The following is a 14,991-nucleotide window of genomic DNA, read 5'->3' on the forward strand; positions in this document are numbered from 1 at the left end:
AATTTTACCTAAAAATAAGAACAACTCATTTTACAAATGCATTTATAAAATTGAAAGCCTTCTTACATTTTATGAGAAAAGTCGACGTACAGGAACTGTACAGGGAATCCTATGTTGACAACAACTTTGAAAGAGCAGAACTGTTTGAAACCCTGAAAACCAGATTCAACATTGATAGCGCTCTTTACCCGGGAAGCTTTGCCCATGTAACTCCTTCTTTTTTCATTCCTGAAGTCGTATATGTGGATAATGATCCACGAGCAAAGAAGTTCTTTGAACAAAGAAGTTTAGTGGCTGATCTGATCTCAAAGAAAAAGACCTATTGCACAGATGCTGTTTTCAAGTTCATATCTTCTGATTACTCCAAACCGCTTGATCTTAAAGAAAATAGTTTCGATCTGCTCATCTCACAGTATGCTGGCTTTGTTTCACAGGAATGTAAAAAATATCTGAAAATTGATGGAATACTGCTTGCAAATAATAGTCACGGGGACGCAGGGATAGCATTCATCGATGATGATTATGAACTTATCGCAGCTGTCTATGTAAAGAGTGGCAAATATCACATCACAAACAGAGACCTTGGATCTTATTTCTTTCCAAAAAAGCAGATCCCTGTTACAAAAGAATACCTTAAGGAACTTGGGAAAGGGATAGGATATACTAAAACAGCCAACTCGTATATTTTCAGGCGGATTTCCTGAGAAGGATGTTTGTAGTATTTGACATTAAAATGTTCCTGACTGTTGGAGATGACTCCATTATAGGGAATTAATATTTGAATTTTCCAATATACTTTTAAGATTTTCTCCTTCTTCTTTCATATGTATCCTGAGGGAAGCAATTCTTTTTTTTGCAATTTTCGAGAACAAACATCCAAATCGAAAAGAAAGCGTAGCAGTGAACAAGCATCTATTATCACCAAGAGGTTCTACGTAAAATGCTCCACCTGGAGAGATAATGGAATGTGGGAATAATAGTTTGTATTCTATTAATTCACCTTTTGTGAATCTGGTTATTTCAAAGCTTAATTTTTCCAGTTTACCGTTGAGATATTCCTCAGCATAAAGAATCGAACCTTTTTCAAAATCCTTCCCCCGAATCCATTTCGCAATTATATGGTCCTGATGCCATGAAGTGTAATTTTCACAAAAATGAGTGAACCACTCAAAAACAACTTCCGGTGGTTGGTTTATTGTTACGGAATTTTTTAACGTGAGCACATTTTACACCCCAATATTCCCTTGCAAATGTAACTAATGAATAAATTAGTAAATTAATAAAGAATGTTTGTTTTTATCCCAAAAATAAGTTTGCTTATATCAGATATAAAATAATAAAATTTTTTTGATATATTGATAAGAATACAAAATTGATTTATGATAATAGCCCTATAAAAATATAGGTACTTGATTTCGCAATCAAAGTGAAAACAAAGGGGAATCTTGCAAATGGGGAAGTTTGGGGAGCAATTTAATGAAAGTCAGAGCACATGATAAAACGGTTGGTATTTTAGGGGGCGTGGGATCTGAATCAACAGCGCGTTTTTTCTTAAAGGTTATCAAAAATACTCCTGCCAAAACTGATCAGGACCATTTGAGGATAATAATTGATAATAACCCAAATATACCGGACCGCACGCTGGCAATACTTGGACTTGGCATAAGTCCCGTAGAGGAAGCAAAAAAGTCCATCGTGAACCTCGAAAATGCTGGTGTCGAGATCATCGCGATACCATGCAATACGATGCATTACTTTTATCCTGAACTACAAAGCAGTACATAGATCCCCATAATAAACATGATCTCAGAAACTGCATTCTATATCCATAAAGAATTACCGGATCTCAAAAAAATAGGGCTATTGGCAACTACCGGGACAATAATGACCAGACTATATCACGATGCGATCTGGGGGATCGAAATAATAACTCCAGATGAAGAGTTACAGGAAAAGGTCATGAATTCTATTTATGGAGAAGAAGGGATAAAGGCAGGATATACAGATGGAAGTGCACGGAACGATATTTTAGAAATAATTGAAGTGCTCATTAAAGAGGGTGCTGAAGCCATAATACTTGGTTGTACTGAACTTACTTTGCTCTCACTTAAAGAAGAAGTGCCGGTTCCATTGATAGATCCTTCACAGGTCTTAGCAGAAGTTGTGGTCAAAAGGGCAAGGTTGCAGATATAAAGTAGAAGGCCTCAAGGTTATGGAAAGTGTTAGTGACATGTATTCTGTCCTTGAATCTGAAGAGAATTAATCTCATGCAAACCAAAAGGTATATAAAATTATTAGCCCACATAAATAATAGTATGTCTGAAAATAAAGACGTACTTGAAAATGATGTAGCAGTAATCGGAAAGTATGTCTCCGAATCAGACAACTTCATTACAAGAGAAGGTTTTTTTGCTAAAAAAGGCAGTAAGCTTATAATTTCTCCTGAAGAGCTTAGCTGCTATGCACCTCAGGTCATAGAAGGTGGCAGGTGTGAAAAAGCAGGAAGCAATTGGCGTTTCCTTGATGAAGAACAGGATGCGGACTTACAAAACATTACTCTCATTTATGATGATTTCCAGGACTCTCTTCGTGTCTATAATTGTAAAAAACTAAAGAGAATATTTGGAGAACTTTCCGGATATTGTCTAGTGGACAATAGTTTTGTTGGAACTGACGCTGTATGCCTGTTAGAAAAATACGGGGGGCGTCCAATTCAAAAAGATGATTTCTGTATTTCATGCCATCCCCTTACTGACGAAGAGATAGAGAAATTCAAGGATTCTGTAGATAAATATATCAATCACTATTATGATGCCAAGTTCTGTGGCTATAACATTGAAGAAGACTCTCGATTGAAGCGTTTTTTGAGTGCAATAAAAGGACTTATATGCTCATTTAAGAAACAGAATTAAAAGGGATAGTAAACGTAAAGGTACTACCCCTATCTTTTTCACTATCAACCCATATGTTTCCTCCATGCAGCTCAACATACCGCCTGGCCAAAGCTAATCCGAGACCTGTTCCCCCATATTGCTTTGAGGTTGAAGAATCAACCTGTTTGAAGGTCTCGAATATCTCATCGTGTTTATCTTTCGGAATGCCTATACCGTTATCCGACACAGATATCTCAAGCATGTTATCACGATCAATAGCAGTTACCTATACACACCCATTTTCAGGTGTGAACTTCACGGAATTGCTTAACAGATTATATAATATTTGTTTCATTCTTAATTTGTCAGCATACACTTCTATGCTTTCAGAACTAAAATGATTAAATATTTCAATGTTTTTTTTGCTTGCCAGATGCTGCACTATACCTTCTACTTCAGAAAAGAAAGCATGTAAACAGAATTTTTCATATTCAAGTTCAATTTTACCGCTTTCAACCTTAGAAATATCAAGAATGTCATTAATAAGTTCCAGCAAGTGATTCCCTGCATTCATGATATTGTATGAATATTTAATTTCCTTTTCTTTCAGGTTCCCATAAGGATTGCTATTTAGCAACTGTGAGAAGCCGATGATAGAATTAAGTGGAGTGCGTAATTCATGGCTCATGTTTGCGAGGAATTCAGATTTGATCTGGCTGGCTTCTTGGGCCTTATTCTTTTCAAGTATTGCAGTTTGGATTCTCTTACGTTCCGTAATATCCCTGCCAACGGAAATAATATAAGGAAGACCATTAGACGTAAATAAACTACTACTTACTTCCGTAGGAATTCTTGAACCATCCTTGTGAATAGCTTCTATCTCTAATAATGAAGATTTTCCCTGAGGTCGAAAAATTTCATCTGTAATTTCTATAGATCTTGAATTCTGATCATATAGTTCCTGAACATGCATCTGAAGTAACTCGTCTTTGTTGTAACCCAGTTTATTGATGACAGCATTATTTGCATTTACGATGGAACCGCCTTTCCTATAAACGACGATCGAATCATTTGAGCTATCAAAAATATTTTGAAAATTTGTATTAGCTTCAACGAGACTTATAGATTCTCTTTTTACTTCAGCATATAGATGATATGAAAAAATAAAAAGAGAAAACAATAAAAATACAGATGTTAAAAAAATTTCATCTAGATCACTGTGTACATTGACATGCACATAATGAAGTACTCCTTCAAATAAATCAAGATTTATAGACAGAATTCCCACGAAGATTGTTAAAACTGCAATAACTGAAAGTTCACGACGAATTGTCTTTGAGTATGTAAACTCATTCATTAAATGCCCCCATTTACAAAACTAGAAATATCGTTCAGACCGATATTAGCAATGCAAATTAATTAACCCCATCAGAAATAGTACATTTATTATATTTATATTTATATGATAAGCAGATTAGTTTTTTAATTTTGTAAAGATGAATAATTATACTATATTTCAAATTTTCAGAAGAGATGTTGCCGAAACTATTTATTGCGTATACGGATAAAGTTGGGTAAGAAAACAGAAGATAAAAAACGAAGAAAAATGAAGATAAAAAACGAAGAAAAATGAAGATGAAAAAACCTTTAAGCTACTTATTTTCACTTCCTCCAGAAAGCCGGCGTCAGTATCACCATCACTGTAAATACCTCAAGTCTCCCGATCCACATATTAGCAGTGAGTATCAGCTTGCCAAGGTCCGGGATGGCATCAAAGCTGGCCATCGGGCCTACAGGGCCAAGACCGGGACCAACATTGCCAAGGGTTGCAATGGAAGCACTCAGGGAAGTAACGAAGTCCATTCCCATTAGTGAGAGCATGGTCGAGCTGGCAACGAAGATCATGAAGTAAATTACCATGAAGGATACGATTGAATGAATGACATCCTCAGGAACTGTCTTGCCGTTAAAGCGGACATGTCTGATGGCTTTGGGGTGAAGTACCTTGAAGAGCACATTCTGTGCGTATTTTAGCAGGAGAAGTACACGCACTACTTTCACACCGCCTGAAGTGGAACCGGCACAACCTCCGATGAACATCAGCAGGAAGAGGATGAATCTTGAGGAGTCTGGCCAGAGATTAAAATCCGCTGTCGCATAACCTGTGGTCGTAAGGATGGAAATTACCTGGAAACTGCTGTACCTGAAAGCATCAGAAAGTGAATAGACCCGGGTGCTGAAGAGCATATAGGCAAGAACGAGGGTCGCTATTGCAATTATAGCGAAATAGAATTTGAATTCCTGGTCTTTTATCAGGCTCGTCCTATCAGAAAATATCGTTTTGTAATGAAGGGCAAAGTTTGCTCCTCCAAGGAACATGAAAACTATAAAAATACCCTCTACCAGAGGGTCATTAAAAGCTGCTATGCTGTCTGAATAAGGGGAAAAGCCAGAACATGAGATGGATGTGAACGTGTGGGTGATAGAATCATAAAAGGACAATCCTGCAAGGTCCAGAACGATCACTTCTGCAACTGACAGAGCAATGTAAACAAGCCACAATATCTTGGCAGTTTCCCTGATCCTCGGTCGCAGTTGTTCTTCGTGAAGACCTGGAACCTCCGCACGGAACATCTGCCGTCCTGCAATACCGAGCTTTGGCAGAATAGCAATGAACAACATGATAATTCCCATACCACCAAGCCACTGTGTCATGCCTCTCCAGAAGAGCAGGCTTTTGCTATGGCTCTCAATATCGACAAGTGCAGTCGCTCCGGTAGCAGTGACACCGGACATGGATTCAAATAAGGCATTGACCGGAGGTACACCCTCGAGCATGTAAGGAAGAGAATAGACCACTGCTGCAATAAGCCAGCCTGATGCTACAATGAAAAAGCCTTCCTTCATATTCCATTCTTCTTCCACTTTTGTGAAGAACAATGAAAAAACAAAAGCAATAAGCATCGTGATTATCAAAGGTAAGCCAAAAGTTAAAAGCGGTTCATCATAATAAAGAGCCACAAACAATGGAATGAACATAAATATGGCAAGCAGCCAGAGAATAGAACCCAGTACACCCAGAACTACATTATATCTCAAGCCGATCCCACCACATTATATTATCATATTAACATCTTCGTTTTTGCCATATGAAGGACATATGGATATTCGATCTATTTACAAAACCTCGGGAAAGTTATTCTCTATTTTGTAAAACATTCTTCATGTAGATATCTATCCAATTTATTTAGGTGTTCTGCGCAGGTTCTTTAGAGGAATAGCATATGAGATTTTGAACTCAGTTAATCAGGGGATAAAGGTGCATGGCAATAGCCCAATTATTATTGAATAAATAATGGACACATACAAAAGTATCATTTTTCCCCAACAACCTGATGTTCAATATCTGAATAGATCTTGATAAATTCGGCCATTAGTGTTACTATAATAGAAGAATAATACAACCACAAAAAGATTGCAAGAAAAGCCCCAATTTGTGTATAGACCGTTGTTAAATTGCTGTATGAAAGATATAAGCTAAAAAGATATTTGCCAATGGTAATGAAAAAAACTGTAAGAAATGAACCTATGGCAATATACTTGATGTCGATCTTCTTTTCAGGAAGTGTTTTGTAAAGATAGATAAAAAGGATTGTAAGTACGAACACGTTTGCGAGAGAAGAAGCATATTGGATAATATCCAGAGAAAATGGAATAATGGTCGTAAGTATTTTTGATATCACTACTAAAAATATCTCAGCAAGAATGCTCATGATCAGTAACAAGCTAAATATAAAAACCGCAACAAATGAAGAAATACGTTTTTTAAAAATTCTTCGAACAAATCCTTTTTTATACTCTAAAACTCCCCACATCTTATTGATCGTTTTCTGGAAATGCAAAAAGATGTTGCCGGCACTCCAGAGGAAAAGTAAGAAACTGATCATCAATCCAAAGGTAAGGGAACTTGTTTCCGGTAATTGCTGGAAAAGCAGGTTCAATGAGTTTATGATCTCTTCATTTGCAAAAGGTGAAACATACTCGATGATTGTTTCCTGAAGTCTTTCCACTTTCAAAAACATTCCACCAATGGATAATGAGAACAAAAGCAAGGAAGGAAGACTGAGTATTAAATAAAATGTGAGAGCTGCACTGAAAGATATCCCGTCGTCAGCGTTCCACTTTTTAATAGTTTGTACAACTACACCCCTGAACTTTTCCATAAAAAGTAATTAACGTATAGCTACAATTAGTTTATGATAACAAATATCCAGAGATAGATGAATATAAAGGCCATGAAACTGACAAAAAGCAGTAGCACATCCAAGCACAATCAAAAGAACTATTCATGATGAATTTATAATTACTTCTAATGGACAAGCAACCGAAATCCAAAAAGCCTGAAGAATCCGATCCTGATCATCCTTATTCAATTCCCGGATGGGATGATATGCTTGAAGAAGCATTTTCTGCTTACAAAGGGACTTATATAGCCGGAAGAGTTGCAGCCCAGCACAAAACTGTCTGCGATATTTTAATTCCAGGTGCTATGGTTCAGGCAGCGATCTCAGGTGCAATGCGACGGATAGGTAAACAGCCAGTAGTCGGGGATTTTGTAGTCCTGCTGGACCAGGCTGAACTAAGCTCATACACCATCGTGGATATCCTGCCACGAAAGACCTGTCTTGCAAGGGGCTCCCCGGGGGATAGCAGTGAAGAACAAGTGATCGCTGCAAATATTAATACGATTTTTATTGTCACAGCAGTGGGAAAAGATCTCAATCTGCGAAGACTTGAAAGATATCTTACCATTGTTCATTCATCAGGTGCAAAGCCTGTTATTCTGGTAAACAAGATCGATCTTGCTGACGACCCGGAACAGGTGATAGAAGAAACAAAGGAAATTGCAGGTGATGTTCCAGTCATTGCCATAAGCGCTCTTTCAAAGGACGGACTGGAAGCACTCATTCCTTACATCAACACCGACGAAACGGTAGCACTCATCGGCTCTTCGGGAGTTGGGAAATCCACGCTTATCAATGCCTTTTTTGGAGAAGATCTTCAGAAAACCAACGATGTTCGCGAAGATGACGATAAAGGCAAGCACACGACCACAGTAAGGCAATTGTTCCTTCTTCCAAACGGTGGCATCTTCATTGACAACCCCGGTATCCGGGAGATACAGCTTGGGGATAGTTCAGAGGGCATCGATAGGACATTTTCAGATATTGCTGACCTATCTAATAGTTGCAGGTTCAAGGACTGCACACATCACAATGAACCTCATTGTGCTGTCCGGAATGCAGTTCAGAATGGTCTTATCACACAGGAAAGGTTTGACAGTTACCACAAACTGATGAATGAAGCTGCTTTCCAGTCAGAGAAAGCTGAGATTGGCCTGAAAAGGCTTGAGAAGAAAAAGTACAAGGGACTGTCACAAACTGCCAGAAAATACCGGGAGTATACCGGAAAATGAGCAGAAGATAATGAATAACACAATTGTTACAAAGCCGGAAGAAATACCGCTGGAGCCATGGGCAAATATCGGATTTGAGCAGCCGGACTTCGAAATAATAGAGATCTACCGGCTGGAGCAGCGCATAGGCAGCCTTCCACAGGTAGCACAAGATATCCGCAACCTGATCACCCGGCTGGAAATCTGCCATTTTAAATTTAAGCATCATGTCCTGTGAATAATAGAATCCATTGGAAGGATGGAGATTGACATTAATCCCGACTCAATTGGCAGTGCACACCCTAGATGTGGAGAAAATGCCTGGCTGCACGGTGAGATAAGCGAAACAAGTAGAATGCTTGGAGAGAGAACACTTCTAAAGGAATGGCTTGTCGCATGTCTGGCAAAGACGATGAAGGAACTCGCATGGTTTGAGGAAAACATGCTGGAGCTCAGTAGTTCCGGGGAACTTAGCAATTAATTAGAATTCAACATATTTGATTTTTAGACCTTCCTGCCAACAGCAAGAACGTAACCCACATGCTTCGAAGTAGATCTATTTCTCATCAGGATCCTTTTACCTTTACTGAGCTGTCTGAACCTATTCCTGATCGTCTTGCTTGATATGGTGTATCTGGCCATTCCTATCATCAGGCTCATGAACAAACGGGCAAATTCTCCAAAACCTCCTATTGTTCTTGTCACCAATTTGAATTCCTTCAAACTCACAGAGATCTTATTTTTGTGCACCTGAACATCGCTCAATCCTGCCTTTTCAAGCCATTGCTTCCACTCCTCAGGAGAAGGAAGTGAAAAAGGCAATTGTGTGATCTCACCAAAGATGTGTTCAGCCTCCAGGATCTCTTCTGCTATGGAGGGAGGGATATCCGCATCCATGTACATCTCATTGATCCCCACCATGCCTCCGGGCTTCAACACCCTTACGAATTCCCTGAATGCCCTGTTCGTATCCAGGAACTGAGCCACGAACTCGGTGATCACCACATCAAAGGTATCAGGCTCAAAGGGCAGGTCGTAGGCATCACCCATACGGAATTCCACCCTCTCACCAAGACCTAATGATTTTGCCCGCTCCTTTGCCTTCCTGATGGAAACCTCCGCAATATCGACACCAACAACAGAACAGCCAAACCTTTGAGCCACAAAACAAGCACTAAATCCTGTGCCACATCCGACCATCAACACCTTGCTGTCCTTGTTCACCTGGCACAGTTCAGCCAACCGTTCTGTCGATGTTAAGCCACCCACATGAAAATATGGCACCCCAAGGTAACTCATGAAATCATAGTAACCCAGATCTTCGATCTCTTTCATTGAAAGGTCGTTTTCTTGCATAATGGATCACTTCAACAGTTAAAATAAATATAGGTGTTTGTTATGTATTCAATGATCGATACTACAATATCATTGCTTTTGAATCATCATAGATTCAATCTAACTGATACTCTTTTGTTTCTTTACCCAGGAAATATCCCAGAACAGTCCTGATACCTACGACTGCACCTAAAAGTATAAGCTCTTCAGTTGTTGGAGCTAATACCGTCTCAAGAATATCGGCTGCTATGTAAAATTCGAGTCCGAATATTATTTTATTAGTTAGGTCTCTTCGGACTCCATTATATTCATATGGTTTCTTAAAGATCTCAAGCATGATCACTTTATAGATTGATCTCAAGCCACCATACGTTATTAAAATACTTCCTACGATCGTAAATAAGCTTGCGATTACCCTTAAGATAAACTCTACGATTGTATATGTATCCACATAATCCCTCTAATAAGAATTACTTTGAAACTAAATAAAGAGTGGTACGTATGCCTTTAATGAAGTGATTTAAATTAATAAAAAAAGGAGAAAACTTGCTTATTCTTAACGATCTGACCCAGCCTAATTGGCATAATAATTAGAGCTATCAAGATATCAAATAATTCCTCTAATTAATGAATGATATAAAAGCAACATATACCTAAAAATTGAATTAATGCAAAAAAGGCATTGGAAAAAGCAAGTAACAGCTTAAACCTGCTTCTTTTTTAACTGATCTATTCGATCATATATGTGATGGATCAGTTCTTCAAACTTATTGATCTCTAAGAGATAGTTCTCATACGTTTGGAGTTTTATTTTTTGCTCTTCAGTATTGACATGGTCTCTATACTCTTCTATAAGAGGAGTTATCTTTTCTTTTGCAATGTTTAATTCGGTTTCAAAACCATTCCTGATCTGTATAGCAAAGGCATCCAACAGATTCTTTTCCATATGAAGATATGTCTTGCGGGATCCGGGTTTATGTATCCGTTTTATACCCCAGAAATGTTCAATATTCTTTATCTTAAGGCTGATAGAAGCAAGGCTATATCCGGTCCTCTGTGCCAGTTCCTCCATACTTATTTCCTTGGATTCAAAATTAAGTATCGATAAGATCTGTGCAGTGGAATCATCAACTCCATAGCCTCTAAAGATCTCATGACCAATGTCAATTATCTTTTCTTCAATGTCAGTCATTTTTCTCACTTGTATATCCGATTATTTTCTATTAAATATTGGGAAATGCATGATCAAGCGGATACCAGTTTTAATCCACCAATTCCAACAGCAATTAGTCCGATAAAGAAGAGCCTGGTCACATTCATTGATTCATTGAAAAGGAATATTCCCAATACTGTTGTCCCGATGATCCCGATACCTGTCCAGACCGCATAGGCTGTTCCAACAGGCAATGTTCTCAAAGCTTTTTCCAATAGATACATACTTAAAATTAAAGTAACTACTGTAAATACGACTGGATAAAACTTTGTTAAACCATCACTATATTTTAATCCAACTGCCCATCCGGTTTCAAATATTCCTGCAATTAGTAAGTATATCCATTCCATAATTTCTACCTTTCATAGCATTTAATAAGTATTAAAAGCTATTGATGTTGAACTTTTATTTATGCATTTTGCCAGAGAACATCACTATAATCTTGGGACCTTCAAATAAGATAGTTACATCCTTGTAGTCTCATATTCTTACTGATGCCTGTATACTATCAAAAATAAAAAGTAACAGGTCAGAGAAGTTAAAGTAGAGCTAAGACAATGATGATCATCTTCTTCTCTTGACAACAAAGAGAGCCATAACGATAGCTAATATTTTCCTCAACAACATGCGTCCATAACCTGCACCTTCTGAAGTTGCCAGATAGAAAACCCATCCAATTAGAAGAAAAATAGCAAATGCAGAACATTTAATGATGAAAAAATTAAAAAAGAAAATATAAAATCGATAACAAAACAGAAATCTCTGGATTATCAAACTACTGGATTATATCCCATGTGCTCTGACACGAATTTCGCGACGTCACTTGATGCCATCACGGGAAAACTGTCAAAACGGCAGATGTCCAGCCAAGGGAACATACCCGCAGCATAAGCTTCAGAGTTCTCTACATCGTATAGAACAATATGCCGACAACTGGAAAGATCATCCCATTCACCGATGATCGTAATTCCTTCCGGATATTCCCAGTTTTCAAAACGTTCTCTCACTTCATTAATGTCCTTTGAGTCAAATGTGATTATGTCCATAAACAACATTTCTTTATACTCCCCTTTAATTCACTTACATTTCATCCATTCATTTAATTATAGCCGAAAGCCCCGGCTTACGGCTGATCAGGTAAGAGAATTTCATTTCATTTCTCCCAAACCCATAAAGAAGATTTACATTATCACATATATTCTTATTTATGTAAGCTTTCTATTAGCAAGCGTTAAAGTGAGAAGTAAGAACAAAAATATCAGGTCTATATTTCGAAGCTATCTGATATCTGCGAGAATCAGTGAAGTAAACCTATGCTCTTGCATTCATTATCTCAATTGAAATACGATATTTATGATCTGGTGATAAAAAAATCGTTAACATGTATGCTGAATGGAAGAAAAGAAGGTCCTCAAAGTATACGTTACATTAGATGAAGAAGCCCGCAAAACCAAACGAACGTTTTATATAAAATTCATTGTACTTAGTCAATATAGACCGCAAATTAATCTCTTAAATGCACTATATCTTGAACAAAAATCGTATTGGGAACTTAAATGACAGTCGATGAAAATGTAAAGACGATCCTTAAGGAACTTGGAAGAACAAAACTTGTCTCCGTCACAAAGACGATCGACCCTGACAGGATAAATGAATCCATCAAGGCCGGAGCCACCATCATAGGGGAGAACAGAGTTCAGGAATTCGAGGACAAATGTGATGAGATCCTGCCCTGTGAAAGGCACCTTATAGGACATTTACAGACAAACAAGGTTAAAAAAGCCGTTCAGCACTTTGATGTGATCCAGTCGGTTGACTCACTAAAGTTGATACAGGACATTGATAAGAAAGCCAAAGACATTGACAAGGTACAGAAAGTCTTCCTTCAGATAAATATTGGCAACGAGCCACAAAAATTCGGTTTTGGGTCAGATGAGATCGGTCAGGTGCTAACAGAAATCCATTCACTCAAAAATGTTGATGTGAAAGGACTAATGTGCATACCCCCTTACGTATCACCTGAGCAAACACGTTCATATTTCAAGAAAATGAAAGCGCTTTTTGATGAAATGAAACAGGTAGATCAAGATAATATCGATATCCAGGAATTATCAATGGGAATGTCCAATGACTACAGGATAGCCATCGAGGAAGGGGCTACGATGGTACGTGTTGGTTCTGCAATATTCGGAAATCGTAAATACTGAAATACTAAAATTTAGCTTTAGATGCTTGAGCAAGGAAGATTACTCTAAGTTTAATCTGAGATATCTGAAAGAAACTAAAACCGGAATACTGAAGCTCTAAACTAAAAATGAAAAAGGAATTTTATCCCTTTCTAAAGAAGAATGCTATCGCGAAGATCGCTAGAATAGAACTTAAGGTCTCAAACCCCGGAATTGAAGGAAGCTCGCACCGGGCATAGATATCTTCGGGCTGAGTGTTACCTACCATATGCCATTCTGCTTTATTTCCATCGACTACATTTGCATTAGATTCAACAATATCACCAGGCATCTCCAGATAATAATGTACATCTATAGCAGCAGCTCCGTATTCTGAATAATCGGTCGTGAAGTTGTCGGTTATCGTATGTCGGTATATAAGGTAATCCCCGTCTGTTTCCGTATAGATGTTTGGTGGAATAAGTCCACTAATGATCATCTGCACATTATCGCCATCCCAGATCTCACTATATTCTCCACCTTCAGAAGCCACAATCTCTCTGATCTGGGTTTCCTCGTTCATTAGTGAATATACATATGAGCTAGTCTCTATGATCATCGTATGCTCTAAGATCTCACCGTCTCTATCGACTTTAGTATCATATGTAAGAGTCACACAACCACTAATAAAAATACAAAAAATAAGTATTAAACATGAAATATATTTGTAATCCATAGGTTTCCCCCTTATAAAATCTGTCAGACACAATGCAAATAGGCCGTTTTCCAATTATAAATTGGGAGCAGGAACATACTTAGCATTTTCTATGTCTATATTTCATTGGATGACTATTGGTTCACAGCCAAGTTCTTGTGAAATACAAATACTTATTGAGATCATTAAATATGCTGTTTAATATTTTTTAATAATCTCCTCCAAAATGAGGAATAATCCTGTGAACCTTTTTTTGGTACTCCCTGTATTCGTCACCAAACCGTGACAGCAGTCTTTTTTCCACATGCAGCGAACCCAGATATATGTATATCGTAGACAAAATGTATATGATAAGCAGATTGAAGGTCATAAAGGGAGTCAGCCAGATAATGATCAGACCTGAGAGCAGGAAGGGATCACGTATCCATCGGTAAATGCCCCGAATATCCAGGGAACCTGCTTCAGGAGTATTTGGTGCAGATAACTGTCCACTGATCTTGAACCTATGGGGTGCATCCATCAAACCTCTGGCACCAATGATGGCACCGATCAATTGACCGCCAACCATAAACCAGCGCCATGGAGAAGGTACTATGTAGAAGATAGGTCCCGGATTCTTGTATAGCAGGTAGATGAGTGGTAATATGGTTATCAATGCGATAAGGCTGTACACTGGTCTGAATAATGTTTCTACCCGGGAACCCAAAATTTGCATTATAAAACGTTTGAAAGGCAGACTTGCTAAAAAGCTGTGAATAACTGCAAATGTTACCAGACAAAATACAAGGATAATTGTGGATGAGACCAAATCTAATAACCCCCTTATTCTCATTTGAATGATATTTATCTATTATTTATGACTTGATATGACTTTCATATCTTCCTGGTGCCAATCGATTTTCGACAAGCTCCTTCACCAGCATCCAAAAATATTACATTATAGTTTCTTGATAAATATTAGAAGTTCACATAATATAAATTAAACGATATAAAGCACCCTACATCACCGGTCTTGAACAATAGTATCCTCTCCTGAGCAAGCTCGGCAATTACATGACCAAAAAGATCCTGCACATACATCAAGAAACTTGAAATGTGGACCCGAGTATTTTGTGGGAGTTGGTGATATAGTAAGTGAAATAAATGAAAGAAAATGGTCTCTGAAATCTATTATACTCTCCATTTTTCATATTGGTAAGATGTATAAGTTTCTTAATATGAGCCACAACAGATTA

18 protein-coding genes and 1 pseudogene are annotated in these 14,991 nt (G+C 37.9%); 7 read left to right on the plus strand and 12 right to left on the minus strand.

All coding sequences use genetic code 11. The annotated features are described in order from the left end of the window. The first annotated feature begins 71 nt into the window (after positions 1–71). A complete protein-coding gene (locus LI82_RS00510) occupies positions 72–704 on the plus strand; it encodes a hypothetical protein (protein WP_052402628.1) in 633 nt (210 codons plus the stop codon). 57 nt (positions 705–761) lie between these two features. On the opposite strand, the gene LI82_RS00515 is transcribed toward LI82_RS00510, so the two are convergent. After that, complete coding sequence (locus LI82_RS00515; RefSeq protein ID WP_048193020.1) at positions 762–1,223, minus strand: SRPBCC family protein; 462 nt, start codon at positions 1,221–1,223, stop codon at positions 762–764. 253 nt (positions 1,224–1,476) lie between these two features. Here LI82_RS00515 and LI82_RS13330 point away from each other — a divergent pair. Further along, a pseudogene (locus tag LI82_RS13330) lies at positions 1,477–2,193 on the plus strand (aspartate/glutamate racemase family protein). A gap of 122 nt (positions 2,194–2,315) precedes the next feature. Continuing rightward, positions 2,316–2,912 (plus strand): hypothetical protein, encoded by a 597-nt coding sequence (locus LI82_RS00525; RefSeq protein ID WP_048193021.1) that lies wholly within the window; start codon positions 2,316–2,318, stop codon positions 2,910–2,912. Here LI82_RS00525 and LI82_RS12285 read toward each other — a convergent pair. The 4 genes from LI82_RS12285 to LI82_RS00540 all read right to left on the minus strand — a co-directional run bounded on the left by LI82_RS12285 (position 2,896) and on the right by LI82_RS00540 (position 7,096). Next, a complete protein-coding gene (locus tag LI82_RS12285; RefSeq protein ID WP_052402630.1) occupies positions 2,896–3,135 on the minus strand; it encodes an ATP-binding protein in 240 nt (79 codons plus the stop codon). The genes LI82_RS00525 and LI82_RS12285 overlap by 17 nt on opposite strands. A gap of 24 nt (positions 3,136–3,159) precedes the next feature. Next, positions 3,160–4,230: a sensor histidine kinase gene (locus LI82_RS00530; RefSeq protein ID WP_052402632.1), complete on the minus strand. Its 1,071-nt coding sequence runs from the start codon at positions 4,228–4,230 to the stop codon at positions 3,160–3,162. Between the two features lie 305 nt (positions 4,231–4,535). Further along, positions 4,536–5,972 carry a TrkH family potassium uptake protein gene (locus LI82_RS00535; protein WP_135607292.1) on the minus strand — a complete coding sequence of 479 codons (1,437 nt, stop codon included), beginning with the start codon at positions 5,970–5,972 and terminating at the stop codon, positions 4,536–4,538. Positions 5,973–6,247: 275 nt separating this feature from the next. After that, positions 6,248–7,096, minus strand: a complete 849-nt coding sequence (locus LI82_RS00540) for a YihY/virulence factor BrkB family protein (protein ID WP_048193022.1) — start codon at positions 7,094–7,096, stop codon at positions 6,248–6,250. A 149-nt stretch (positions 7,097–7,245) separates the two neighbouring features. Here LI82_RS00540 and rsgA point away from each other — a divergent pair, with 149 nt between their 5' ends. The 3 genes from rsgA to LI82_RS00555 are packed head-to-tail and all read left to right on the plus strand — an operon-like array spanning position 7,246 to position 8,809. Then, positions 7,246–8,349 carry a ribosome small subunit-dependent GTPase A gene (gene rsgA / locus LI82_RS00545; protein WP_048193023.1) on the plus strand — a complete coding sequence of 368 codons (1,104 nt, stop codon included), beginning with the start codon at positions 7,246–7,248 and terminating at the stop codon, positions 8,347–8,349. A gap of 10 nt (positions 8,350–8,359) precedes the next feature. Beyond that, complete coding sequence (locus LI82_RS00550) at positions 8,360–8,566, plus strand: hypothetical protein (RefSeq protein WP_048193024.1); 207 nt, start codon at positions 8,360–8,362, stop codon at positions 8,564–8,566. 21 nt (positions 8,567–8,587) lie between these two features. After that, positions 8,588–8,809 (plus strand): hypothetical protein, encoded by a 222-nt coding sequence (locus LI82_RS00555; RefSeq protein ID WP_048193025.1) that lies wholly within the window; start codon positions 8,588–8,590, stop codon positions 8,807–8,809. A 23-nt stretch (positions 8,810–8,832) separates the two neighbouring features. Here LI82_RS00555 and LI82_RS00560 read toward each other — a convergent pair whose 3' ends face one another. The 5 genes from LI82_RS00560 to LI82_RS00580 all read right to left on the minus strand — a co-directional run bounded on the left by LI82_RS00560 (position 8,833) and on the right by LI82_RS00580 (position 11,931). Beyond that, entirely contained in the window at positions 8,833–9,684 is an 852-nt protein-coding gene (locus LI82_RS00560) for a class I SAM-dependent methyltransferase (protein ID WP_048193026.1), read from the minus strand. 94 nt (positions 9,685–9,778) lie between these two features. Continuing rightward, positions 9,779–10,114, minus strand: coding sequence for a DUF1622 domain-containing protein (locus tag LI82_RS00565; protein WP_081955692.1), 336 nt, complete (start codon positions 10,112–10,114; stop codon positions 9,779–9,781). Positions 10,115–10,366: 252 nt separating this feature from the next. After that, the gene (locus LI82_RS00570) at positions 10,367–10,855 is read right to left on the minus strand and encodes a GbsR/MarR family transcriptional regulator (protein ID WP_048193027.1); all 489 of its coding nucleotides are present in this window, start codon (positions 10,853–10,855) and stop codon (positions 10,367–10,369) included. 53 nt (positions 10,856–10,908) lie between these two features. Continuing rightward, a complete protein-coding gene (locus tag LI82_RS00575; protein WP_048193028.1) occupies positions 10,909–11,226 on the minus strand; it encodes a DMT family transporter in 318 nt (105 codons plus the stop codon). 420 nt (positions 11,227–11,646) lie between these two features. Further along, a complete protein-coding gene (locus LI82_RS00580) occupies positions 11,647–11,931 on the minus strand; it encodes a DUF3303 domain-containing protein (RefSeq protein ID WP_048193029.1) in 285 nt (94 codons plus the stop codon). 501 nt (positions 11,932–12,432) lie between these two features. Here LI82_RS00580 and LI82_RS00585 point away from each other — a divergent pair. Further along, the gene (locus LI82_RS00585; RefSeq protein WP_048193030.1) at positions 12,433–13,083 is read left to right on the plus strand and encodes a YggS family pyridoxal phosphate-dependent enzyme; all 651 of its coding nucleotides are present in this window, start codon (positions 12,433–12,435) and stop codon (positions 13,081–13,083) included. A gap of 121 nt (positions 13,084–13,204) precedes the next feature. On the opposite strand, the gene LI82_RS12290 is transcribed toward LI82_RS00585, so the two are convergent. Next, the gene (locus tag LI82_RS12290) at positions 13,205–13,624 is read right to left on the minus strand and encodes a hypothetical protein (RefSeq protein WP_167879786.1); all 420 of its coding nucleotides are present in this window, start codon (positions 13,622–13,624) and stop codon (positions 13,205–13,207) included. A 340-nt stretch (positions 13,625–13,964) separates the two neighbouring features. Then, positions 13,965–14,564, minus strand: a complete 600-nt coding sequence (locus tag LI82_RS00595; RefSeq protein ID WP_048193031.1) for a methyltransferase family protein — start codon at positions 14,562–14,564, stop codon at positions 13,965–13,967. Between the last annotated feature and the right edge of the window lie 427 nt (positions 14,565–14,991).

It is taken from the genome of Methanococcoides methylutens (genome assembly GCF_000765475.1).
Classification (GTDB): domain Archaea; phylum Halobacteriota; class Methanosarcinia; order Methanosarcinales; family Methanosarcinaceae; genus Methanococcoides; species Methanococcoides methylutens.

Coding starts and splice junctions, on each gene's coding strand:
- LI82_RS00510 (WP_052402628.1), top strand. CDS start 72: ATGAGAAAAGTCGACGTACAGGAACTGTACAGGGAATCCTATGTTGAC.
- LI82_RS00525 (WP_048193021.1), top strand. CDS start 2,316: ATGTCTGAAAATAAAGACGTACTTGAAAATGATGTAGCAGTAATCGGA.
- LI82_RS12285 (WP_052402630.1), bottom strand. CDS start 3,135: ATGCTTGAGATATCTGTGTCGGATAACGGTATAGGCATTCCGAAAGAT.
- LI82_RS00530 (WP_052402632.1), bottom strand. CDS start 4,230: ATGAATGAGTTTACATACTCAAAGACAATTCGTCGTGAACTTTCAGTT.
- LI82_RS00540 (WP_048193022.1), bottom strand. CDS start 7,096: ATGGAAAAGTTCAGGGGTGTAGTTGTACAAACTATTAAAAAGTGGAAC.
- rsgA (WP_048193023.1), top strand. CDS start 7,246: ATGGACAAGCAACCGAAATCCAAAAAGCCTGAAGAATCCGATCCTGAT.
- LI82_RS00550 (WP_048193024.1), top strand. CDS start 8,360: ATGAATAACACAATTGTTACAAAGCCGGAAGAAATACCGCTGGAGCCA.
- LI82_RS00555 (WP_048193025.1), top strand. CDS start 8,588: ATGGAGATTGACATTAATCCCGACTCAATTGGCAGTGCACACCCTAGA.
- LI82_RS00560 (WP_048193026.1), bottom strand. CDS start 9,684: ATGCAAGAAAACGACCTTTCAATGAAAGAGATCGAAGATCTGGGTTAC.
- LI82_RS00570 (WP_048193027.1), bottom strand. CDS start 10,855: ATGACTGACATTGAAGAAAAGATAATTGACATTGGTCATGAGATCTTT.
- LI82_RS00575 (WP_048193028.1), bottom strand. CDS start 11,226: ATGGAATGGATATACTTACTAATTGCAGGAATATTTGAAACCGGATGG.
- LI82_RS00580 (WP_048193029.1), bottom strand. CDS start 11,931: ATGTTGTTTATGGACATAATCACATTTGACTCAAAGGACATTAATGAA.
- LI82_RS00585 (WP_048193030.1), top strand. CDS start 12,433: ATGACAGTCGATGAAAATGTAAAGACGATCCTTAAGGAACTTGGAAGA.
- LI82_RS12290 (WP_167879786.1), bottom strand. CDS start 13,624: ATGAACGAGGAAACCCAGATCAGAGAGATTGTGGCTTCTGAAGGTGGA.